Below are 23,656 nucleotides of genomic sequence, written 5' to 3'. Positions count from 1 at the left end.
TTATGCCGCTCTTATTTGTCTCTCAGCATCAGTCAAACTCGTTTGGAACGAATCACGTTTGAATACACGCTGCATGTAGGAGATGATACCTTTATATTGGGGAGCAATTTCCAGACCTAGTTTGGGCAGGCGCCACAATAATGGGGCTAAAGCACAGTCCAGCAAAGAAAACTCATCACTCAAAAAATAAGGTTTATCGGCAAAGACCGGATCCAGGCTGGTTAAGCTTTCCAACAAATTGATTCTGGCCTGCTCGGTATTTTCATCTTTTAAAATATAATTCATCAAATAATACCAGTCCTGCTCTATTCTGTGCATCATTTTACGGGTTTCTGCACGAGCAACTGGATATACAGGGAGCAAGGGAGGATGAGGAAAACGCTCGTCCAAATATTCCATGATGATGCGGGCTTCATAAAGAACCAATTCCCGGTCGATCAATGTAGGAACTGTACCGTATGGATTAATTGCCAGGAGATCAGCGCTTGGTTCAGTTTGATTTACTGCAAGAATTTCTACATTAACGCCTTTTTCTGCCAACACTATACGTACCTGATGACTATAAACATCATCTATATCTGAAAATAAAGACATTATAGTGCGCTTTGCAACAATTGCCATTAGCAACTCCTATCGATTCATGAAAGCCTGAAAATAGCTTCCGTATTTTACAGTTCAAAGAGCAACATTCTACCACATTTTTACCCTTCTGGGGGACTTTATGCCAAAATCTAAGTCGTTTTTGTTAATAACCTCTTAATATTCCTGATAAAACAAAAAAACACTTTATTTTATTCGTTTCCAATAGCTTTTCTTCAACCTATAGGCAAAAACAAAAAGAACACATAAAAACAAAATCACCAAAGCACCCATTTTATAACGAACCATTTTGGCAGGCTCACCCACATAAACCAGAAAGGTGACCAAATCTTTGAGGGCGCTATCAAATTCCGCCTGATACATTGCACCGTGACGCAATAAAACCAGGTTTGAGGAAGATGAATTATTCTTCATTAAGACCATTTGCCCTATCAAAGGCTCCAGCACATTAGGCATGGCAACATCGGGCATCAACAGGTTATTGGCGCCAAAGGGTCTTGTGTTGTCACTGTAAAAACTCTTTAAATAGGTGTAAAGCCAATCAGGGCCTCTGTCTCGAGCACTCAAAGACAAGTCAGGTGGAACCATACCAAACCACTGCTTGGCATCCTCTGGGGGCATTGCGATGTGGATGGGGTTATAAATTGTTGCCTCGGTGAATATCAAATTATTTTTCAACAAATCCTCATCAAGCTCACCATCAAAAGTAGTCAAACCCAATGCATGCCCCATTTTGTTGTAACGCATGTATTTCAAAGAGTGACAACCGGAACAATAATTCATAAAAAACCGTGCGCCTCGTTGTAAGCTCTCCTTATCGTTTATATCTATCTCAACAGAATAAAGAGGCTTATCATCAGCCATGGCCAGAGCAATTCCCGCCGGATCGAGGAAAAATAGAGCGGCTATCACATAAGAGAGGAGTTTAATCATAACGCACCTATTCGTGAAGGAACGGGTTTGGTAGTCTCCAATCGGGTATAAAATGGCATAAATATAAAAAAAGCAAAATAAATCACGGTGCCTATTCGGGCTAATAGCAAACGTACCGGGGTTACTGGAGCAGTTCCCAAGTATCCCAGAAGCAACACGCTTAATACGAACATGCCAAGACTTACACGAGATAACATTCCTTTATATCGCATGGAGCGAACGCCACTTCTGTCGAGCCAAGGTACGAGAAAGAGAATAAAAATAGCCGATTGCATGGCCGCAATTCCCCACATTTTGTCGGGAATTGCTCTCAAGATGGCATAAAATGGTGCCATGTACCAAACTGGGGCAATATGCTCAGGAGTAACCATAGGATTTGCCGGAACAAAATTGGCGTGTTCTAAAAAATAACCGCCCATCTCAGGCGCAAAGAAAACAATACTAAAAAAACCAATTAAAAAAAGAATCATGCCAGTAAAATCTTTGACCGTGTAAAACGGATGAAAAGGAATTCCATCGAGAGGAATACCCCGTTCATCAACGTGATGTTTGATATCAATTCCTTCAGGATTATTCGAACCCACTTGATGTAAGGCAACTATATGCAAAAAAACCAGGGTTAACATCAAAATGGGAATACCAATCACATGCAAAGCAAAAAATCGCTGTAATGTTGCATTTGCAACGGTGAAATCACCTCTAATCCAAATTGCCAGGCTTTTACCAATATAGGGTATTGCACCAAATAACGAGGTGATGACCTCAGCGCCCCAATAAGACATTTGTCCCCAAGGCAGTAAATAGCCAAAAAACGCTTCAGCTAATAACAACAGATAAAGAAACATGCCTAAAAGCCACACCAGTTCTCTGGGCTTTTGATAAGAGCCGTAAAGTAAACCACGAAACATATGTACATAAATAACAATAAAAAAAGCCGAGGCTCCAGTTGAATGCATATAACGCAATAACCAACCGTAATTAACATCTCGCATAATGTATTCAACAGAAGAAAAAGCCTGATCTGCGCTTGGGGTATAAAACATAGTTAGCCACAAACCAGTAGCCAATTGATTGACCAAAACCACTAGAGCCAATGAACCAAAAAAATAAAAAAAATTAAGATTTTTAGGAACGTAGTAATGACTGAAATGATTTTTCCATATGCTCAACAGAGGAAAACGTGCATCCAGCCAATTAAGTAATCCACTCATGGTTGAATCCTTATTTTGCTTCCTCACCAATCACTAGCGTGTGCTCATTACTAAAGTGATATGGGGGAACTTCCAAATTTATAGGGGCAGGTACGCCCTTGAAAACACGGCCCGCAAGATCAAACGTGGATCCATGGCAAGGACAAAAAAAGCCCCCTGGCCAATCGGGTCCCAACTGCCCTAAATCAGGTTTGTATTTAGGCGAGCAGCCCAGATGGGTACAAATGCCAATAAGAACCAGGTATTCAGGATTAATGGATCGGTATTTATTTTTGGCGTATTCAGGTTGCTGATCGACCAAGGATTCAGGATCGCGCAACATGGTGTCATCACCGTTTAATTGCTCCAGCATTTCTTTGGTTCGTCGGATGATCCAAACAGGCTTGCCTCGCCATTCAACTATGGCTTGCTCTCCAGGCTCCATACGTGATAAATCAACTTGAACAGGTGCACCCGCTGCTTGCGCTTTGGCACTTGGTAACCAGGAAGAAACAAACGGTGTCAAAGCACATACAGCGCCAATGCCACCTAATGCACAAGTAGAGGTCAGTAGAAATTGGCGTCTTTCTTTATCCAGAGAAGGATCTGCACGTTCATCCACATCCTGGTTCAGATCATTAGTTTCGTTCACCGCTGTATTATCCTGATTCAAAGATAAACTTATTTATAACAAAGATATCCTCATTTTCAAACGGATAGAAGTACTATTTTTTTACGCAGTAAAAAAAAACCCGCACAAAGCGGGTTTCTTGGGGAAGAGATAATTATCGCTTCGAGTACTGGGTAGCACGACGTGCTTTGTGCAGACCCACTTTCTTTCGTTCCACGCGACGTGAGTCACGAGTCAACAGACCACGGGCACGAAGCTTTCTACGGAATGAATCAGGGTTAGGTTCTGCATCTTCTGCCAGTCCGTGCTCATCATAGGCAACCAAGGCTCTGGCAATACCCAATCGCACAGCACCCGCTTGTCCAGAAACACCACCACCTTCAACGGTAATGTAGATGTCAAATTTGTTCAGCACGTCAACTGTTTCAAGAGGTTGCATTACGACCATGCAAGAAGTTTCACGACAAAAATATTCTTTCAGCGTACGATTATTTACTTTTATTTCACCCTTTCCAGGACGTAAAAACACACGAGCTGTTGAACTTTTTCTACGGCCAGTACCGTAGTATTGCTTCATTTCAGCCATAATACTTATTCCTCAATCTCAAGTTGCTTGGGTTGCTGTGCTGTATGCGGATGATCGCTGCCAACGTAAACTTTCAGCTTGCGATACATTTCTCGACCCAATGGATTTTTAGGTAACATGCCTTTCACAGCAATCTCAATAATTTTTACAGGATTGTGTGCCTGCATTTTTTCAAATGTAACGGATTTGATACCACCAGGAAAACCTGTGTGTCGATGATACATCTTGTTTTTAAATTTACGGCCAGTCACTGTGACTTTATCCGCATTAGTTACAATGATGTAATCACCTGTATCAACGTGAGGTGTATACTCAGCTTTATGTTTGCCACGCAAGCGTCGGGCAATCTCAGTAGCTAAGCGACCCAAAACCTTATTGCTGGCATCGACCACTAACCAGTCTCGTTTGACTTCATGGCCTTTGGCACTAATTGTCTTCATTAAATAAACTCCGAACCGCCTAAATTGGTAATCTTTCTATCATGGACGGGCGATTTTAACCAAAACAGAAACATCCTACAAGTAAAAAGGATAAAAATTTATTAACAAATATTTAATTCCATCTAAAAAAGTCATCTGTTACATCAAATATGTGAACTAATTCCTGTAATTCCACTGCGTTTATTCTACAAAAAGAATATGCATCTTACCTATCGATTAACAGCCGCTCTGCAGACATGCCCGCAACTAAGTGGCTCTCAATTATATGATCAATATCGGCAATTGAAGAGTAAGAATACCACACTCCCTCAGGATAAATCACCAGACATGGCCCTGAGCCACAACGCCCAAGACAACCGGACTTGCTCACCCGGTATTTTCCAGGGCCATGCAGTTCCAACTCGAGCAATCGTGATTTAAGATGGGCAAAATACTCTTCACCGCCAGTATTGGCGCAGCATTGTTTGCCTGCAGCCTTTTGATTGGTACATATCATTATGTGCTTGGCGTAATAAGTCAAGAATTTATTTTCCTATAGCTTCTATATTCGTTTTTAATTTTAAACCCGGTTTAAAGGTTACCACTCTTCGGGCAACAACAGGAACCTCTTCTCCTGTTTTTGGATTTCTACCTGGTCTTTGCGGTTTGTCTCTTAAGTTAAAATTACCAAATCCAGACAATTTAACATGCTCTCCATGCTCTAATGCATGGCGCAGTTCCTCAAAAAAGTTCTCAACCATTTCCTTGGCAACCGGCTTGCTAAGTTTTAATTCATCGCACAAGGATTCCGCTATTATTGCTTTACTTAGTGCATTCACGATTAGTCCCTCAACAAAATTGAAAATTCGTTTTCCAGTGCTTTGATTATAGCATCAATTAGCAAATTGATCTCAGAATCAACTAACGTTCGTGTATCATCTTGCAAGATCAATGCAACAGCAATGCTTTTCTTGCCTTCAGGAACCCCTGTACCAACATAAACATCAAAAACATCAAAAGACTTTAACCAATCTTCCTTGATAACTGTTCTGACTGTTTGTTCAATTTGCATGACAGATATTTTATCATCCACTAAAAAGGACAAATCTCGTCTTATTTGCGGATATTTGGAAATGGACTTGAATACTGGCGATCCAGAAGTATTGAGGGCATCGAGGGTTATCTCAAACAATATTACATCCTGAACAATATCCAGGGCATCAGTCAGGCGTGGATGTAATGTCCCAATCCAGCCAGCATGATGGCCGTTCAAAATAATTTGGGCTGATTGTCCTGGGTGCAAGGCATCATGAGCTGCAGGCACAAATGCCACATGACTTGTTTTAAACAATGAAAAAAGCGATTCCAAATCACCTTTTAAGTCATAGAAATCGAAACAGCGTTTTGTTTCGTTCCAATTGAGGCCGCCTAACTCGCCCATTAACAATCCAGCGACACAAGGACGCTCTGATAAATTCTTATTCTCTACGTCAAAAACGACCCCTATTTCAAAAAATTTTATCGCATTTTGCTGTCTATGGAGGTTATAAATCATCGAAGCGATTAATCCAGGCCACATACCAACCCGCATCTGCGACAATTCAGACGAAATAGGATTGAGTAATTGCATAAACTCTTTATGAGGATACAGTGCTTCTTGTATCTCCGGGTCGACAAAACTGTAACTTATGGTCTCATGATATCCCCTGGATAAAAACCAATGTGACAGTTTCTGAGCAATACTTTCGTTAAAACAGACCGTTCCGGCATGTACAGCGGCATTCATGGGAGTTGCTGTTAGATTATCGTAGCCATACAAGCGAATAATTTCTTCAACCAAATCAACGTCTTGCTGTATATCAAAGCGATGCGAAGGAATAATTACATCAAACTGATTCTGTTCTTCACGAGTAATCTCTATTCCCAAGCCTTCTAAAAACATGCGCATATCGGCTAGAGATATAGCCAATCCAGTCAGTTTTTGCACTTTTGCCGTATCAAAAGTAAACTGCACACGTTTTGGTAAATGAGCTTGGTCACAGGCTTCAATCACGGGACCTGCCTGACCGCCTGTTATGGATAAAATTAATGCTGTAGCCCGCTCCAACGCCTTTAATTGCAGAAAGGGATCAACACCTCGTTCATACCGTTGCGAAGAATCGCTAAATAATCCATACGTTCTGGCAACACCTGCAATTGAAACTGGATTGAAAAATGCACTTTCTAAAAAGACATCAGTTGTCTCAGCATGAACAGCACTATGCTCACCACCCATAATACCTGCCATGGCTAGAGGTGTTTCTTCATCAGCAATAACAAGAACGTTATCGTTTAAAACAATCTCCTGACCATCTAATAAAACCAATCGCTCCTTATCCTTGCCGAAGCGAACATGAATTGCGCCCTTAATGATGCCCAGATCAAAGGCATGCATAGGCTGGCCGAGCTCAAGCATGACATAATTCATCACATCAACTACGGGATGAAGTACTCTTATCCCACTGCGGCGTAAGCGCTCACTCATCCAAAGCGGTGTTTTTGCATGGGGGTTTATATTTCGTATTATTCGACCACAATATCTCGGACAAGCGGTTGAACTGTTTAAATGAACAGCAATCACATCGTCTACAGTAGGTACAGTTGTCGCAACACTAGGTTCTGCCAGGGGTAATTTGTTAAGTACTGCGACTTCCCTGGCTATGCCCAAAACACTAAAGCAATCGGCCCTATTAGGTGTCAAGTCTACATCCAGGACATGATCATCAAGATTAAGATAAGTACGCAAATCCACACCAACAGGTGCATCGTCTTCCAACTCCATAATCCCATCAGAGTGCTCGGCCAGACCAAGCTCAGTTACGGAACACAACATCCCCTGTGACAGTTCACCCCGTAACCGAGACTCCTTGATGTGCAAGCCGCCAGGTAATTTGGCACCAATCATCGCTAAAGCTACTTTGAGTCCTGGCCGGACATTTGCAGCACCACAAACAATTTTTAAGGGCTGGGAGGTGTTGACGTTGACCTCACACAAGGTCAATTTATCTGCATCAGGATGGGGTTTTGTAGTGATAACTTCGGCAACAACCACCTGTGTAAATGCTCCGGCAACCGGATTTACTGCATCTACCTCTAAACCAGCCATAGTCAATTGATCGGCTAACTCGTGTTCTGTTAATGAGAAGTTAACCCATTCACGTAACCATAACTTACTTAATTTCATCTATAGTCCCCATAATTCAATTGTTGCCGCACACTGCTTACGATCCACATTCTTCAGGTGGTATCGCCTGTTTCAGATGATTATTACAGTGGGAGAGCACAGTACTCTGTACTCAATGATTAAAACTGCTTTAAAAAGGTCAAATCATTTTCAAACATCATCCGCAAATCATCAATCCCAAAATACAACATAGCTAACCTATCCATCCCCATACCAAATGCCCACCCTTGATATTCATCTGGAGAGATATTGACCGCATTCAAAACGTTAGGATGCACCATACCGCATCCTAAAACCTCCAACCAACCAGTAAATTTACACGATCGACATCCTTTACCACTGCATTGAGTACATTCTATATCCACTTCTGCTGAAGGCTCGGTAAATGGAAAATAGGAAGGCCTAAACCGCAACGCCAGTTTACGTCCAAAAAAATGAGCAAAAAAATCATTAAGCAACCCTTTTAGACCAGCCAAAGTAGCCTGTTTATCGATTAATAATCCTTCAACCTGATGAAACATAGGAGTATGGGTTACGTCTGAATCACATCGGTATACTCGACCAGGCGCAATTAAACGAAAAGGGGGTTTACGCTGTTCCATAGTACGAACTTGTACTGGCGAAGTATGCGTGCGTAATAATCGGCCGTCACCAAAATAAAACGTATCGTGCATAGCACGTGCCGGGTGGTGGCCGGGAATATTCAAGGCTTCAAAATTGTAAAATTCGGTTTCAATTTCAGGCCCATCGATAATATCAAAGCCAAGACGAGTGAAATACTCATTAATTCTTTGTTTTACCTGAGTAACAGGATGTAAGGATCCCGATTCCCGGTTACGACCCGAGAGGGTTACATCAATGCGCTCCTGAGATAGTTTTTCTGTTAATTGTTTTTCTTTTAACTCAAGCATCTTTGTTTCAATCAATGCAGCGATTTCACGTTTTGCCTGATTGACTTGTTGCCCCATTTTGGGTTTTTCTTCGGCGGATAAGTTCGCAAGGCCTTTTAAAATATCAGTTAACTTCCCTTTTTTTCCTAAAAAATCGACCCGAATTAACTCAAGAGTTGTAATATCTGCTGCCTGGTTAATCGCTTTAGAGGCTTGTTCTTGTATGGTGATAATATCCTGCATTTTTATGCCCACAAGTAAAAAGGAGGCCTTGGCCTCCTAAATAATTTTATTAGTACATTCTCTTGCTGTGATAAATGAACGACTGATTAACCTGCTAAAGCAGCTTTAGCCTGTTCAGCAATCGCAGCAAATGCTACTTTATCATGAACAGCCAGGTCAGCCAGTACTTTTCTATCCAGTTCAATTGACGCTTTTTTCAAACCATCAATTAAACGGCTGTAGGACATACCGCACTCACGAGCTTGAGCGTTAATACGAACTATCCATAGAGCACGAAACTGTCTTTTTTTCTGACGTCTATCACGATAAGCATACTGGCCTGCTTTGATAACGGCCTGTTTGGCTACACGATAGGTTCGGCTGCGTGCGCCGTAATAACCTTTTGCCTGATCTAATATTTTTTTATGACGCGCTTTTGCGGTCACACCACGTTTTACTCTTGGCATATCTTAATCTCCCCTTAACCACCACGCAACATACACTCTGCCTTACGTGCATCGCATGGCTTCAAAACACTGGCACCTACGCGTAAATGGCGTTTTTGCTTAGTAGATTTCTTGGTGAGAATATGATTTCTGTAAGCACCGCGACGTTTAATCGCACCACTTGCTGTCTTGCGGAAGCGTTTACATGCTCCGCGATGTGATTTTAACTTTGGCATAACAATATACTCCGCATTTGCTACTTAGTTTTTTTGGGTGATAAAACCATCAGTAATTGTCTTCCTTCACGTTTAGCATGTTGCTCAACAACAGCCACATCAGCAGTATCCTGCTGAATACGCTCCAGAATTTTCATACCGAGTTCTTGATGCGCCATTTCACGACCACGAAAGCGGAGCGTGATTTTGACCTTATCACCATGATTCAGGAAACGGATCAGGTTGCGTAGCTTGACCTGATAATCTCCATCTTCCGTCGTGGGACGGAATTTCAACTCTTTGACCTGAATTTGCTTTTGCTTTTTCTTTGCTTCAGCTTGTTTTTTACTCAGTTCAAAAAGAAATTTACCATAATCCATAATACGGCATACGGGAGGCTTGGCTGTTGGTGATATTTCAACCAAATCAAATCCGCCTTCTTCCGCAGCTCTTAGGGCTTCTCGTGTTGATACAATTCCTGCCTGGTTACCATCGACATCAATTAAGCGTACCTCAGGTACAGTGATCTGTTCATTAATTCTTGCGCGATCATTTTCACGCTTAGTTGGTGCACTAATGGTTTAATCCTCCAGTTTGTTTCTCAAAAGAGATCCTTTGTCAGCAATTTCTTGCTTTAAGGTATCACATATTGTATCTAAAGTCATCACACCCAAGTCCTCACCTTCACGTGTACGAACGGATACCTGACTGTTTTCCACTTCTTTATCGCCTATAACTAATAAATAGGGAACTTTTTGTAAAGTATGCTCCCGGATTTTAAAGCCAATTTTCTCATTTCTCAAGTCGAAATGTGTACGAATACCACTTTTTTGTAAAATTCGTGCAACTTTTTCTGCATATTCGTTCTGTTTTTCACTTATGGTGAGCACAACTGCCTGAACTGGAGACAACCAAAGAGGCAATTTTCCAGCATAGTGCTCAATTAATATTCCCATAAATCGCTCAAATGATCCTAAAATAGCACGGTGGAGCATCACTGGCGTTTGTTTGCTGCCGTCCTCGGCAATATAATTGGCCTCTAATCGAGCGGGCATGGAAAAATCAACCTGGATTGTACCACACTGCCAAATACGTCCCAGACAATCAGATAAAGAACACTCAATTTTTGGGCCATAAAAAGCACCTTCTCCGGGTGCATCTACCCACTCAATTCCCCTGCCCTGCATGGCTTGTTTTAGAGCAAGTTCCGCTTTATCCCATACCTCATCGGAGCCGACCCGCTTTTCAGGACGTAAAGCGAGACGATATTTAATCTCGTTAAATCCAAAGTCGGTGTATACCGATTGCACCAGCTCGAGCATCATGGCTACTTCTGACTGAATTTGATCTTCTGTACAGAAGATATGTGCATCATCCTGCACCATATTTCTAACCCGCATTAGGCCATGCAAAGAGCCCGATGGTTCACATCGATGACAGTTACCAAATTCAGAGAGTCTTAATGGTAAATCTCTGTAACTTTTTAACCCCTGGTTGTATACCTGAACATGGCAAGGGCAATTCATTGGTTTTACCGCATAATGGCGATTCTCAGTTTCAGTGACAAACATCTCATCTCTGAAATTTGCCCAATGGCCTGATTTTTCCCACAATACTTTATCTACCAGCTGCGGTGTTTTTATTTCCTGATACCCGAAGTCAGCCAAACGCAGGCGCATGTATCGTTCCAGTTCCTGATAAATAGTCCAGCCATTGGGATGCCAAAACACCATACCCGGTGCAATATCCTGAAAATGAAACAAGTCCAGAGCTTTTCCCAACTTACGGTGATCACGCTTCTCCGCCTCTTCCAGACGAAATAAATAATCGGCCAAGGATTTTTTATCAGCCCATGCCGTACCGTAAATACGCTGCAGCATTTCATTGTTGGAATCACCACGCCAATAGGCACCCGCCAACTTGGTCAGTTTAAATGCTTTTAAAAAACCGGTAGAAGGAACATGAGGCCCCCGACACAAATCTTCGAAATCACCCTGCCTGTACAACGAAAGAACTTCGCCAGCAGGAATATCCGCAATTATTTTAGCTTTGTATTCTTCACCTAATTTTTTGAAGTAGGCAATCGCTTCATCACGAGGTAGTTCTCTGCGAGTAACAGGGTAGTTTGCTTTTGCCAATTCCTGCATTTTTGCTTCAATCAACAGAAGATCTTCGGGCGTGAACGGCCGCTCAAAAGCAAAATCGTAATAAAAACCGTCATCAATGACTGGCCCTATAGTCACTTGGGCTTTAGGGAACAGCGCTTTAACAGCCTGGGCTAATAAATGAGCCACAGAATGTCGGATGACTTCCAGACTTTCAGCCTGTTTCTCAGTAATAATCACCAAAGAACAATCCGTATCTATTAGATAACTGGTATCAACCAAACGACCATCCACACGACCAGCCAGCGCAGCCTTGGCTAATCCGGGACTAATATGATGCGCAACATCGTAAACAGTCACAGGGGCTTCAAAATGTTTCACACTTCCATCAGGTAATTTAATGTTTGGCATAGTTCTTTCCGTCTTCTTATCCGTCACACACTTCCTTTCAAAAAAAAACCCTGCGGAGCAGGGTTAAAACTTTTGTATTCAGTGCAGCAGCTGCTCTTTAAAATATAGATTCTACTGTATCTTATGATTTACCTGGTAGGCACGAGTGGGATCGAACCACCGACCACCACCATGTCAAGGTGGTGCTCTACCACTGAGCTACGTGCCTAGAATTCGACTTGTATTCAAAATAGGCTTGGATTATATAATAAAGAATTATTGCAAAGCAAATCATTTATCCATTTTTTTGCATAATCGAGGGAATAATCAAGAACAACCCTGGCATAGTACTTAATGTGGGGCATAATTAAAAGGCATCGAACTAAAATCATGAGGTGCCAATACAGGCTCTTCGAGAACAGGAATACTCTATCTATGTGGTTTAAAGTAGAAAAAAATTACGTCTTTCTTACCGTCTATGCTAAACCAAATGCTAAAAAATCAGCATTATTAGGCATAACCAATGATGCGCTGCAAATAGCACTTCATGCCAAACCGCAAAACGGCCAGGCCAATACCGAACTGCTGCAGTTTATTGCAAAAAAATTTAAAGTACCCAAATCGCATTGCGAATTAATTCGAGGTGACAGCAGCCGCCATAAGCAAATCAGGATGCCCTGGTCAGACCATTTAATGCAACTGATTACAAGGCTTGATCTTCCCGTTATAGAATAGAAAGGCCCAAATGGAGGGGTACCATTCAAGCCGATGAAATGCGAGGTAACTGCTATGTTTTACCACTGTTCCATGAGTTGGACTTTAATGTGATACGGGTTCCATCCGGTATCAGGGGTTTTCCGTGTTTGGACTGTTGAAACTTTTTCCGTACGTTTCGAGGGTCATTATAGTCGTTTGATTTCCATTGTCAACACTTAATTTCGAAACGAAACTTTAAGTTTCCATTTATTACATTATTTGCAGGTTATGTTATCGTTTGTTACACTCTAGCGAGCATAATAAATGAGGAACATTGCATCCCCATGGAAAAAGTTAACTTAACCAAACAGTTCGCTTACCGCTTGCGTGACGCAATGATAGCTGCCGGTTTCAATTCACAACGCTCAACATCCGGGGTATGTATTCACAAACTGGCGGAGATAACCGGATATTCAGTGCAAATATGTCGGAAATATTTGCGTGGAGAGGCCATACCTGAACCAGTGAAACTCGTGGAAATCGCTACAAAACTGCATGTTTCCCCTGGATGGCTATTATTTGGGGATGCTTATAACGATCCCGGTTTAGCCAAAGATCAAATAACAATCAGCAAGAATTTACTTCACTATATTTTCACACGAGCTGCATGTCTATATAATGGCGGCTTAATGGAAAATGAGGTGCCTGGTTTTTTAATGGAATTGATTAACGACGTCAGCCTAATCAACGCTAATGAAGAACAGTCAAAAAAAATTATAGATTTGGCTTTGGCTTCAGTGAAGCATTTTAGCCATCCGCATGGAACATAGAGAAGTATACATGGAAAATAGCAGTAGAGTGGTGCTCCACCCACAGCATCTTGAGATTCTTTTTGCATTTAAAAGTAAACTGTCATACATATTCAGGGATGTATTAGGAATACATGAAATTCATCATATCGCTGTGACACGCATTAACGAAGATAATGAGCTTATCTCCTTATCATCAACACCATCAATGGAATTCAATTTATTCAGCAGTTCACTTTGGCACTTTGACAAGACTTACGACCCCAAATGGTTTCAATTGGGCTCACAAGCTTTATGGCAAAATTTATATGACCCGGAACGGTATGATGAACTTTATTATCTCAAACAAATTAAGCACTCCTTTCCTATAGGGCTATCAATAGCTGCAAAAATAGACAATGATTACGTTATCTATTCTTTGGCAAGCCGAAAATCATGCCAGCATACGCAAGAATTGTTTACCAACCAACGAGATGATTTTTATAAAATTGGCCAATATTGCTCCAACATGCTGAATCCCTTATTTAACTATTGCGATACCTTATCGGCGCAGAATTTACAGCTACAGGTCTAACATGAAACATCAAAATAAAGTAATACTCGGCGGATTGATGGGAAATATTGTAGAGGCTTACGATATGTCCATTTGTTATTTCTTATCCGCCGAACTTTCCCAAAACTTGCTGGGCGAAACCAAAGGGAGGCCAACTGTCATGCTATCCCTTATTTTTATTGCTTATTTGGCTAAACCTATAGGCGCATTTTTTCTTGGACTTCTTTCAGACTTGTATGGCCGAAAAAATGTACTGATGGCCTCCATACTGATTATGGGCATTTCTACAGCACTTATTGGTGTCATTCCTGCTTATGATCAAATTGGCATGATGGCAGTGGCCTGTTTGTTGTCATTCAGAATAATCCAGAGTATGGCTCTGGGTTCTGAATTCTTAAACTCATCTTCACTGCTGGTTGAAAGTGGTGATACTAGCCAACGGGGATTTAGAGGATGCTGGTCTTCTTTCGGTGTTAAAGCGGGATACCTAATCGCCTGCTTGGTTGCGGAAGCTTTTCACTACTATTCAAAAACGAATCCGGATCTTCACGAGCTATGGCGAATCCCCTTTTTGTTTGCCTTGTTAACCACCGTAATCGGTTTTTTAATTCGGGCAAAAATGCCCGAGAGCCTGGCCTATATTATTTATTATTCCAACAGAAAAAAACCGACCACAAAGGAAATATATAAACAATCGCTTGATTTTGTAAAAAGATATCCGTTTATGTTTTACTTTGCCTTCTTTTCTGTATTTTTATCAGTTACAACAGGATTTTTCTTTTATCTCTATATTCCTTTACATGCTGTTCAATATGCGCATATACCGCATGATTTGATAATGAAATCCAATATGTTATCGTTGTTAGCGGTTACGATTCTGATTCCACTATTTGGCAGACTATCAGACAAGCGAGATCGCTTAAAAATGTTGATTTTTGCGAGCAGCGGACTGCTGATTATGACCTACCCATTTATGCATATTATCAATTATGGCAATACAGGGTATTTTATTTTAATGCAACTGATTATCTCCGTACCCTGTGCGTGCTATTACAGCGTCTCTACAGTTCTTCTGACTGAGTTATTTCCTTTACAAATCAGATGCACCGCTCTTTCTATAGTCTACTCGGTCTCGGCAAGTCTGGCAGCCGGGCTTCCTCCCCTGTTAGCTGACTATCTGGCAAGAACTACTCAAATGCCCAGCTCCCCGAGCCTCATCATTATGGTATTAGCGGCAGTAGTGCTCATCAATGTTCGCTATCTGGCTCGTCATTATCGTAAAGGCATCAACAGTTACCAGATTGCCCAGATGGATACCGAGCTCCCTGTATTCACAGTTCACTATCAAAAGCCAACCTGACGACTCGCCATGAATTAAAAAACACATTATTGTATTCGACGAACAAAGACATTCGTTTAATATAAATTATTCTATAATAATGATAATGTCGTACTAAAGTGCGACTGATTCTATCTTCGTATTCTTTAGGGGATACTACAGTACGCTTTAGTACCTTCAAAGGACAGTCATGACAATTTATATTTACTGGTTTTTACTGGCTTTAGTTTTGCTTGGACTGGAAATGGCAACCGGAACCTTTTATTTATTAATCCTTGCGATTGCGATGGCTGTTGGTGGATTCCTGGCCTTTATTGGACTGGCGTTTACCGCTCAGCTAACTCTGGCCGCATTAGCGAGTATTGTCGGCATCATGTATTTGTATCGCTGGAAAAGCGACCATCAAGCAGAGGCAAATCCCTTTAATCTCGACGTGGGTCAATCTGTAGAAGTATTAGCCTGGAAAGAAGATGGCACGGCACGTGTTTTTTACCGAGGGACTGAATGGAATGCTGAACCAGAGTCTCAAGAAATGAATCATAAAGACATTTTTTATATCAAGGATGTTCGTGGCTCTGTTCTTGTTATAACCAATAAAAAGCCACTGTAACTTATAGGATCACTCACTGGAGGCATCATGGAAATTGCATTATCAATTTTAGCTGTAGCCGTTGTTTTTATCATTACTGCGCTTAAAGTTGTACCTCAGCAAAACTCATGGATAGTCGAACGATTGGGAAAATTTCATGCGGCATTATCACCCGGATTAAACGTAGTTATTCCGTTCATTGATAGAGTCGCTTACAAACATATGCTGAAAGAAGTGCCGCTTGATGTTCCCAGTCAGATTTGTATTACCAAGGACAACACACAATTACAGGTAGACGGTATTTTGTATTTCCAGGTTACAGATCCTAAACTTGCATCTTACGGAACCAGTGATTACGTTTTAGCGATAACCCAACTAGCCCAAACTACTTTGCGTTCAGTTATAGGCAAAATGGAGCTGGATAAGACATTTGAAGAGCGAGAGCACATCAATGCCGCAGTCGTTGCCGCACTGGATGAAGCAGCAACAAGTTGGGGAGTCAAAGTATTACGGTATGAAATCAAGGACTTAACCCCTCCCAAGGAAATTATTCATGCCATGCAAGCTCAGATAACTGCAGAAAGGGAAAAAAGAGCATTAATTGCCGCCTCAGAAGGTAGAAAACAGGAACAAATTAATCTTGCTACTGGCGAACGAGAGGCATTCATTCAACGCTCGGAGGGAGAGAAACAATCCGCCATTAACCGTGCTCAAGGAGAGGCTGAGGCAATTAAAGCCGTAGCAGCAGCCAATGCTCAGGCCATTGTCCAAGTAGCTCAGGCCATCCAATCTACCGGGGGTATGGAAGCAGTAAATTTTAAAGTTGCAGAGCAATACATAGATGCCTTTGGACGAGTTGCCAAAGAGGGTAACACGCTGATACTGCCAGGAAATCTTGCGGATCTCGGCGGATTGGTAGCAACAGCTATGAGCATCGTGAAAAGTAAAAAGTAAGCCAATATCATAGAACAATGCTTATTTAGAATATAAATAAGCATTATGCAGTTATTGTAAGTTTTAATGATACCGCATCATGAGAACCGTTATTGCTTCCTTCAATAATATTTTGTGCGCCACTGATATTAATAAGCTCTTTTTGGTAAAAAGCATGGCCATAGCTGAAATCTACGGTCATGTTATCCCACATTTGATACCCCATGGAACAACCGACAGTCAAGCTATCTCCTGTGCCTATTTGATAACGCCCATTTGCAGGCGACTGATTATAAGTTCCGGCTACTCGCACCTTCCATTGTGGTGAGGCGTTATATATGGTTCCAAGAGTGAGTAGCCAACTGTTATGAAAGTAATAATTAACTTGCGCCTGAGGAACGATAAAAGAATTGCGCCCCAATTGGGTCACAAAATTGTAGATATACGCTTCTTTAAAAATATCCCATTGCAGGTATTGAGCTGTACCAATAAAACCCAAATGTTCATTAAAAAAATGACTCAAAGAAATGACAGTTCGTGCTGGCGTCCAAAATTTAAAATTGAAATTATCTGCAGAAATAAACTGCGGATTGTATCGTGTACTGGTTCCACGAAAAGGATAGGTAACTGCACTACGATAATTCAACCCTAAAGTGGTTGTTTTAGCCAATTGCACCAAAACCCCCAAATCCCCACCCCAACTGTATGCCTTGCTGTTATTGTAACTTTGACTATCAGGAATATTAAAACGAGGCCCCCCTGAGACGGGCTCTTGTTCCAATTTAGCGTAGGTTATATTGAGATTACCTCCCAGAGAGATAACTTCATTGATTTTAAAACCAAGCGCAGGCACTAAATCCAAGGCATTTGTTTGATTTCGTGGTTGAACATAACGTAGAACAGAATGTTCATCCAGTTCTCTATTAAAATCATTGGCAACCACAGCAAAGCCACCAGTAAAGCGGCTGTTAATAGGAAAACTAACATACATGGAAGGTAAGGCAAATTTGGATTGGGTCATTACCGAACCCGACTCACTCAATCCCAAAGGAATTTGTTGGACACTACCAGTAAATTCAAACTGCGATCGTGCCAAGGTTCCCAAAAGAATAAGCTGGGGTTTTGATATGGTCGTTAAAGCACCGGGATTAAAATAAACAGCAGTAGCATCTCTAACAACTGCTGCACCTAATGTCTGCTCTATAAAAGATGCATGTAAATATCCGTTTAAAAATAATAATCCTGAAGCCAAATAATAGTTCACTTCGATTACCTATATCCTTAATTTTCAAGCTAAAGGCTGATTTGATGCTGTATCATAGAAACATTTAACGCTGAGTACAACTTAAGTTAAAATATACTAACGTAAAGGGCAAATAGATAAACCCCAAATTTATTGGCATTATTTAAAAAAACATCTTTTAACGAGAGTACCGATGGCAGAACTCATTAATTTGAATAAAAAAAGAAAGGCCAAAAACAAAGCCAAAAAAGAAAAAAAAGCGGTTGAAAATCGCATTAAATTTGGCAGAACTAAAGAAGAAAAAATAAGAGAACAACAAGAAAACAAGCGAGACCAGCACCTTTTAGATGGGCATAAACTGGATAAGCCTGAAAAATAATAGCGTCCTCTTACTAGCTCATCAAGCCGTACATGCCCAAAACTGGTCATGTACAGAACAATGATATTTTAATGCCTCATAGCAAATTCATTCGTGCAATATGGGTAGTGCTTGAACTGGCACAAACGGAATCGTTCTGAGTTTCTGCAAGCCTTGCTAACCAGCGATATTTTGCTCTGATGGCTGCACCATTCCATGATTTATTGACAAAAGTACACTCATGCTGGTCAACATATTGTTGTAAGCTCTGTTTTTTATGAGTACTGACGATCTGATTCAAATCAGCGGCATCAAGTTTCGAAAAATCAATACGCTGCGCCATTTTGAGCAACGCAGGGGGAAGCCTGCCTTGCTTTGCGTACTCCCAGAGAGTATGTCCTTGTTTGGCAAAAAACATCAGCGACTTTATCATAAAGGTTGCGCAACTGTAGTAGTCAACTTTCAAACGTTCGGTATTGATATAAAGCGTAATACCCGGTAACGCTTGGCGGATGGCTTGTGCTAATAAACTGTCGTCAAGGTCGCCCGGTTCCGAGTCAACAATCTGGCCATAAAGACATCCGTCTATGCACTCAATGTATGCCGCCGTGGCATGAATGTCATCAACAAAACCTATAGCAACTCGGCCTTCACTTTTGAGAGGATTATCACGCAAATAATCTGAGACACGAACACTGTCGTTATCCACCAGAATGCAAGGAAAATCTTGATAAACAGGATTTTGACCTTTTTTCATCGCCCAAATGGCCTCAATAGCTTTAAATGTCAAAAAATACTCTCCTATGCGTTCTCTAACACCTTTAGCGGATTTTGAATAATATCCTTCCTCAAGAAGTGGATTTGCCTTATTTGCCTTGAGCAAGGCATGTACTTGAGGTCGAGTCGCAAAAAAGGCATTTCGTGACAGTGTATTTAAACTAAGACCTCGACGTGTTTTTCCTTCGTTAACAAAAGTGTCTTTCCCTGTTGCAAGAACAAAACCGTCATCAGTCATATCGCAGGAATAATGTACTGGAGGCACAGACTGCAAAACATGATGAAGAGCTGGATTTAAATACCCTTGTTGGGCAAGGATAAAACGCTCATTTATCGAATCATATCCAATATCCTTGTAGCCTATGATTCGAGCGGGCTCTTCATTTTGGCTCTGGTATTTATGGGCTTGGGGCGTATTTCCACCCTTGCCAAACAATACCTTGCAAATCCTTTGGTCTTTCATGAGGATGTAGGTAGCAGCCAGTTCATATAAGGCAAGAATAATGCGTTCATCATGCCATTTATTCCATTCAATGGAATCAAAAACAATTTCATTTCTACTGGTTAAACCCACCCAGGATTGAGCAACCCAAGGATTATGGGTATTCTTTTTCATGATCCGGATAAACCCTCCATAGGGAGTTTTAGCCCCATGCAGAACACAATCCCTGGAATGTCCATTAATACTTTGACAACACGCTGTTTTTTTTCCCAGCAAAAATATCATGGGATCAATATCGGACATGGTTTCAATAACATACTCATCATGGTGAATCAGACTGCCATCAAGGGAGAATTTGGGAATATAGCTTACCTGTTTTGGGCCCCGCTCAATAATAGACAATGTTTTGAAAAAATCCTGAGCCGACACCCCTGCTGCTGCGCATTCAAAAGCATAATCCATATATTTTGGATCTATAGGGCGTGTATGATAGAGCTTCGAAACGACAATCCCTGTTAGCGCACGTGCTGTCATTTTGTCAAAACGAGCTTGTTGTTCCAATCGGTTAAAAAATTCGGTAAGTGGCGGCGGACCTTGTCTGCCAGCAAAAAACGCCATATCTTGAGGCATCCAGGCTTGCAAAGCCTCCCAAACAAGTGCATTTTGTTGTTTTCTATCCTGTTTACTCATGCGTACTGGTCGGGTAGCAGAGGAAACAGAACGTGATGAACCAACAGTAATGGCTGGCAAACGTCCCTGATAATCAGGATGGTTTTGCATCCGGTCGAGAACCAGCCAATGATAATAGCTGGCCACAGTCATTGTTCTAAAACGTGCATGCGGATGATGGTCAAGATGATTTCTTGCTGATTTCCATGAAGGCAATGGGTTAGAAAATACACGCTCGAGAACAGGAGCAAGCGGTATAAAATTAAACACCTTACGATAATAACCACCCTCACTGTTAATGAGTAAATTACGCCAGGATTCAATATCCCATACTCCAGCATTCGGTAAACCGAAGATACACGCATCATGAACCGGACGTCTGCGCCCTTTAAAATGTTCAAGATACAGCTGCGCTTGTTCAAAAGAGCCGAATAATACCGTCAATTTATAAGCATTCAACTCCGAATTAGGATCTGCCTCTATAAGTGCCGCTTTTCTTGTTATAACCAGGAGCTGTTCATACACTTGGGGATCAAAGCCAAAAGGAGATAAATTTTGCAACGGTTCTGGAAGATCAAATTCAGGAAAAATCATTTCCCAACGCACGGTTTTGATCGAACGCATGCATGCTGAGAGCAAAAACCAGTCGCAAAAATTAAGTTCATAATTTGGGGCATACATAAAATATTGAGCGATAAGCGGTGCATAATCTTCAACTGATTCAAAATGGCTAACACATTTTCTTTTATATATGATGAGATCATATAAATCATTAAAGACTGTCTCAATGGCCTGTAGGGTAAATTTATCCGCATGAAATGGATGTATGTCCTTTTGCAAACTCTGATAAAACATATCCGGCAAAACTGCTAGAGCAGGATCACTGCCATAAGCAACCAAAAATTGTTCATTTAGATACAATTTAAAATCAGGTATACTCATTATGGCCTGAATGGCATAGTCATTATTACTCTTAAGGATTTTGCAGATATTAATTCGCTGACCGGGTTTCACGTGACTTAAATAAAAATCGATTATGCTGCGCTTATTTTGCTCTGCAGCGTAAGAAAAAACTTGATCAGGAATTGTTACCTGTTTTTCATTAACAAATCGATTCAAATAATGCAAAGCACGAGATTCTGGCTCTAACATTACCAGGCGCAGTGCTGAATAGTGATCACATTTCGAAATGATGGCAAATAAACGATCGAGATGTTCGTCAGAAATTGTATCCGGGTTGATATCCAAAAGGTAATCAACGGTTTTATCTAGTCCATATAATTCCAATAGATTAATTCCCAAGTCATACAAATTTTTGTAAAACGCAGTCCTAATCACATCAGAATTTGGCCTGGCACCCATTTGGATCAGGAAATTCATCATAGTTTCGTTATTACAGACGAGCGCAATATTTAGTGCGTATCCTGTTAAAGGTGCCCCTAAATCTAGCAACCTCGTTACTAAAGGAATATCGTTTGTCATAACGGCTGCGGCAATAGTAAACTGATCAAAGGGGGCCTTGTATTGCATTAAAAGATCAAACATTGCACTATGATTGTTTCTTAATGCTGCGCTTAAAGCCCCGGATGGAATTGGAAATCCCTGAAGCAGCTTTTCCTCAACCCATGATAAATGTTTTAATTCAACAGCACGCTCAAACGCTTTCGCTCGTTCACTTACAGATAAATCAGCCCAAACAAAATCGATTACTTCAATGGATTTTACTGAATAAGAGACCGAAAATAAGGAGAGATCCCATTTAAATTCACGAAAAATAGTAAGCACAGGAATATCAATACAGTTAGTTATGCCACCAATCTCAGCAAACAATTGACTGGCACCCGCAGGATTCGATTTTTGAATAAGGGATCTGTAAAGCTTTAAACAAGTCTCTGAATATTCAGAGGGTATTTGAGGAGCATTTTTATAAACTGCATAAAAAAAGTCGGGATGCATGGAACCATCTTCTTGCAGATCGAGGTAATGATGTAGTATTGGAAAAAACACTATAAGCCTTGCCGCTTCAATTGCAGCCCTTTTAGTTACGTGAGTACCCTGATTAAAAAGTTCCATAGCTCTTATAACGTCTTTTGTATGAATGGCTCGTTCCAGTTCAATACCCTGAGCAAAAGGATTAGTTATATCAGCCGTCATATTGTAGCTTGATAGTGCATTATTAGTCGTATCGGATGTGGAGGCTGACACAGAATGTGACGTGGCATGATCACGTAAATTTTGCTTGCTTCGCATAATTGATTCCTTAGTCTATGCGTCAAATCGACCAATTATACAACATAGTGATCACTTTGCATATCTTAAATACAGCTTTCATGTGTTTGGTAATATGCCTTGAATTAGTTCATAGAGAGGGTGTGCAATGGAATACTATGAGATAAAAACCCGGGTTTCGGCTCTTTGAGCCTACACCCAGGCTACTCGCTGATGAATCCATATGCGTAGCCTGGGTGTAGGCCTGAAAGGCCGTAACCCGGGTTCACCTTCGAGTGAATTAACATCTCAAAATTACCTTGAGCTCTATTAGAACTTCAATTGTTTGTTTCGTAATACGCCTTGAATTAATACATAGAGAGTGTATGTATTGGAATACTATGAGATGAAAACCCGGGTTTCGGCTCTTTGAGCCTACACCCAGGCTACTCGCTACTCGCTGATGAATTCATATGCGTAGCCTGGGTGTAGGCCTGAAAGGCCGTAACCCGGGTTCACCTTCATGTGAATTAACATCTCAAAATTACATTGAGCTCTATTAGAACTTCAATTGTTTTGTTTCGTAAAACGCCTTGAATTAATACATAGAGAGTGTATGTATTGGAATACTATGAGATGAAAACCCGGGTTTCGGCTCTTTGAGCCTACACCCAGGCTACTCGCTGATGAATCCATATGCGTAGCCTGGGTGAAGGCCTGAAAGGCCGTAACCCGGGTTCACCTTCATGTGAATTTACATCTCAAAATCATATTGAGCTCTATTAAAAGTTCAATCGTTTTGTTTGCTAATAAACCTTTAATTAACTCATAGAGAGCGTATGCAATAGAATACTATGAGATGAAAACCCGGGTTTCGGCTCTTTGAGCCTACACCCAGGCTACTCGCTACTCGCTGATGAATCCATATGCGTAGCCTGGGTGTAGGCCTGAAAGGCCGTAACCCGGGTTCACCTTCGAGTGAATTGACATCTCAAAATCATATTGAGCTCTATTAGAAGTTCAATTGTTTTGTTTCGTAAAACGCCTTGAATTAGTTCATAGAGAGTGTCTGCAATAGAATCCTATGAGATGAAAACCCGGGTTTCGGCTCTTTGAGCCTGCACCCAGGCTACAATAGAGGTTGTTTGTCATGCTCGACGTGAGGTAACAAATGGTGCGAAAAATTCAGC

Annotated in this window: 23 protein-coding genes and 1 tRNA gene; 7 read left to right on the top strand and 17 right to left on the bottom strand. The window is 41.2% G+C overall.

Going from position 1 to position 23,656, the window contains the following annotated elements:
* From sspA to Lwor_RS07560, 15 genes are all read right to left on the bottom strand, one after another.
* Positions 1-621: a stringent starvation protein SspA gene (sspA, locus tag Lwor_RS07630; RefSeq protein ID WP_058493281.1), complete on the bottom strand. Its 621-nt coding sequence runs from the start codon at positions 619-621 to the stop codon at positions 1-3.
* 165 nt (positions 622-786) lie between these two features.
* Positions 787-1,533: a cytochrome c1 gene (locus Lwor_RS07625; RefSeq protein WP_058493280.1), complete on the bottom strand. Its 747-nt coding sequence runs from the start codon at positions 1,531-1,533 to the stop codon at positions 787-789.
* A complete protein-coding gene (locus tag Lwor_RS07620; protein ID WP_058493279.1) occupies positions 1,530-2,744 on the bottom strand; it encodes a cytochrome b in 1,215 nt (404 codons plus the stop codon). Before Lwor_RS07620 ends, Lwor_RS07625 begins: the two co-directional genes overlap by 4 nt.
* A gap of 10 nt (positions 2,745-2,754) precedes the next feature.
* A complete protein-coding gene (gene petA, locus Lwor_RS07615) occupies positions 2,755-3,375 on the bottom strand; it encodes a ubiquinol-cytochrome c reductase iron-sulfur subunit (protein WP_058493278.1) in 621 nt (206 codons plus the stop codon).
* Between the two features lie 133 nt (positions 3,376-3,508).
* Positions 3,509-3,940 (bottom strand): 30S ribosomal protein S9, encoded by a 432-nt coding sequence (rpsI, locus tag Lwor_RS07610; protein WP_058493277.1) that lies wholly within the window; start codon positions 3,938-3,940, stop codon positions 3,509-3,511.
* A 5-nt stretch (positions 3,941-3,945) separates the two neighbouring features.
* Positions 3,946-4,380: a 50S ribosomal protein L13 gene (gene rplM / locus Lwor_RS07605; RefSeq protein WP_058493276.1), complete on the bottom strand. Its 435-nt coding sequence runs from the start codon at positions 4,378-4,380 to the stop codon at positions 3,946-3,948.
* A 205-nt stretch (positions 4,381-4,585) separates the two neighbouring features.
* Positions 4,586-4,900, bottom strand: coding sequence for a (2Fe-2S) ferredoxin domain-containing protein (locus Lwor_RS07600; protein WP_058493275.1), 315 nt, complete (start codon positions 4,898-4,900; stop codon positions 4,586-4,588).
* A 4-nt stretch (positions 4,901-4,904) separates the two neighbouring features.
* Positions 4,905-5,198: an integration host factor subunit alpha gene (locus Lwor_RS07595; protein ID WP_058493274.1), complete on the bottom strand. Its 294-nt coding sequence runs from the start codon at positions 5,196-5,198 to the stop codon at positions 4,905-4,907.
* 2 nt (positions 5,199-5,200) lie between these two features.
* Positions 5,201-7,582 carry a phenylalanine--tRNA ligase subunit beta gene (pheT, locus tag Lwor_RS07590; protein WP_058493273.1) on the bottom strand — a complete coding sequence of 794 codons (2,382 nt, stop codon included), beginning with the start codon at positions 7,580-7,582 and terminating at the stop codon, positions 5,201-5,203.
* Between the two features lie 119 nt (positions 7,583-7,701).
* Complete coding sequence (gene pheS / locus Lwor_RS07585) at positions 7,702-8,715, bottom strand: phenylalanine--tRNA ligase subunit alpha (RefSeq protein ID WP_058493272.1); 1,014 nt, start codon at positions 8,713-8,715, stop codon at positions 7,702-7,704.
* Between the two features lie 86 nt (positions 8,716-8,801).
* Positions 8,802-9,161 carry a 50S ribosomal protein L20 gene (gene rplT / locus Lwor_RS07580; protein WP_058493271.1) on the bottom strand — a complete coding sequence of 120 codons (360 nt, stop codon included), beginning with the start codon at positions 9,159-9,161 and terminating at the stop codon, positions 8,802-8,804.
* 14 nt (positions 9,162-9,175) lie between these two features.
* Positions 9,176-9,376 (bottom strand): 50S ribosomal protein L35, encoded by a 201-nt coding sequence (gene rpmI / locus Lwor_RS07575; RefSeq protein ID WP_058493270.1) that lies wholly within the window; start codon positions 9,374-9,376, stop codon positions 9,176-9,178.
* 20 nt (positions 9,377-9,396) lie between these two features.
* On the bottom strand, positions 9,397-9,933 hold the full coding sequence (gene infC, locus Lwor_RS07570; protein ID WP_058493269.1) for a translation initiation factor IF-3: 537 nt from the start codon (positions 9,931-9,933) through the stop codon (positions 9,397-9,399).
* A 3-nt stretch (positions 9,934-9,936) separates the two neighbouring features.
* Positions 9,937-11,871 (bottom strand): threonine--tRNA ligase, encoded by a 1,935-nt coding sequence (gene thrS / locus Lwor_RS07565; RefSeq protein ID WP_058493268.1) that lies wholly within the window; start codon positions 11,869-11,871, stop codon positions 9,937-9,939.
* A gap of 133 nt (positions 11,872-12,004) precedes the next feature.
* Positions 12,005-12,079, bottom strand: a tRNA-Val gene (locus Lwor_RS07560).
* 206 nt (positions 12,080-12,285) lie between these two features.
* Here Lwor_RS07560 and Lwor_RS07555 point away from each other — a divergent pair.
* The 6 genes from Lwor_RS07555 to Lwor_RS07530 all read left to right on the top strand — a co-directional run bounded on the left by Lwor_RS07555 (position 12,286) and on the right by Lwor_RS07530 (position 16,790).
* The gene (locus Lwor_RS07555; protein WP_058493267.1) at positions 12,286-12,585 is read left to right on the top strand and encodes a DUF167 domain-containing protein; all 300 of its coding nucleotides are present in this window, start codon (positions 12,286-12,288) and stop codon (positions 12,583-12,585) included.
* A 305-nt stretch (positions 12,586-12,890) separates the two neighbouring features.
* Positions 12,891-13,376 carry a helix-turn-helix domain-containing protein gene (locus tag Lwor_RS07550; protein ID WP_058493266.1) on the top strand — a complete coding sequence of 162 codons (486 nt, stop codon included), beginning with the start codon at positions 12,891-12,893 and terminating at the stop codon, positions 13,374-13,376.
* Positions 13,377-13,386: 10 nt separating this feature from the next.
* Positions 13,387-13,929 carry a hypothetical protein gene (locus tag Lwor_RS07545; RefSeq protein WP_058493265.1) on the top strand — a complete coding sequence of 181 codons (543 nt, stop codon included), beginning with the start codon at positions 13,387-13,389 and terminating at the stop codon, positions 13,927-13,929.
* Between the two features lies 1 nt (position 13,930).
* On the top strand, positions 13,931-15,268 hold the full coding sequence (locus Lwor_RS07540; RefSeq protein WP_058493264.1) for an MFS transporter: 1,338 nt from the start codon (positions 13,931-13,933) through the stop codon (positions 15,266-15,268).
* A 169-nt stretch (positions 15,269-15,437) separates the two neighbouring features.
* Positions 15,438-15,857 (top strand): NfeD family protein, encoded by a 420-nt coding sequence (locus tag Lwor_RS07535; RefSeq protein ID WP_058493263.1) that lies wholly within the window; start codon positions 15,438-15,440, stop codon positions 15,855-15,857.
* Between the two features lie 27 nt (positions 15,858-15,884).
* A complete protein-coding gene (locus Lwor_RS07530) occupies positions 15,885-16,790 on the top strand; it encodes an SPFH domain-containing protein (protein WP_058493262.1) in 906 nt (301 codons plus the stop codon).
* Positions 16,791-16,833: 43 nt separating this feature from the next.
* Here Lwor_RS07530 and Lwor_RS07525 read toward each other — a convergent pair whose 3' ends face one another.
* A complete protein-coding gene (locus tag Lwor_RS07525) occupies positions 16,834-18,033 on the bottom strand; it encodes an OmpP1/FadL family transporter (protein ID WP_238584634.1) in 1,200 nt (399 codons plus the stop codon).
* A gap of 172 nt (positions 18,034-18,205) precedes the next feature.
* On the opposite strand from Lwor_RS07525, the gene Lwor_RS07520 reads away from it, so the two are divergent.
* Positions 18,206-18,391: a DUF4169 family protein gene (locus tag Lwor_RS07520; protein WP_058493261.1), complete on the top strand. Its 186-nt coding sequence runs from the start codon at positions 18,206-18,208 to the stop codon at positions 18,389-18,391.
* A gap of 76 nt (positions 18,392-18,467) precedes the next feature.
* Here the strand turns inward: Lwor_RS07520 and Lwor_RS07515 are convergent, their stop codons facing one another.
* A complete protein-coding gene (locus Lwor_RS07515; protein ID WP_058493260.1) occupies positions 18,468-22,508 on the bottom strand; it encodes a hypothetical protein in 4,041 nt (1,346 codons plus the stop codon).
* Positions 22,509-23,656: the final 1,148 nt, after the last annotated feature.

The sequence above is a fragment of the Legionella worsleiensis genome (genome assembly GCF_001467535.1).
Classification (GTDB): Bacteria; Pseudomonadota; Gammaproteobacteria; order Legionellales; family Legionellaceae; genus Legionella; species Legionella worsleiensis.
The sequence above is the reverse complement of the archived record's forward strand: the minus strand, read 5'-3'. Positions and strand labels throughout refer to the sequence as shown.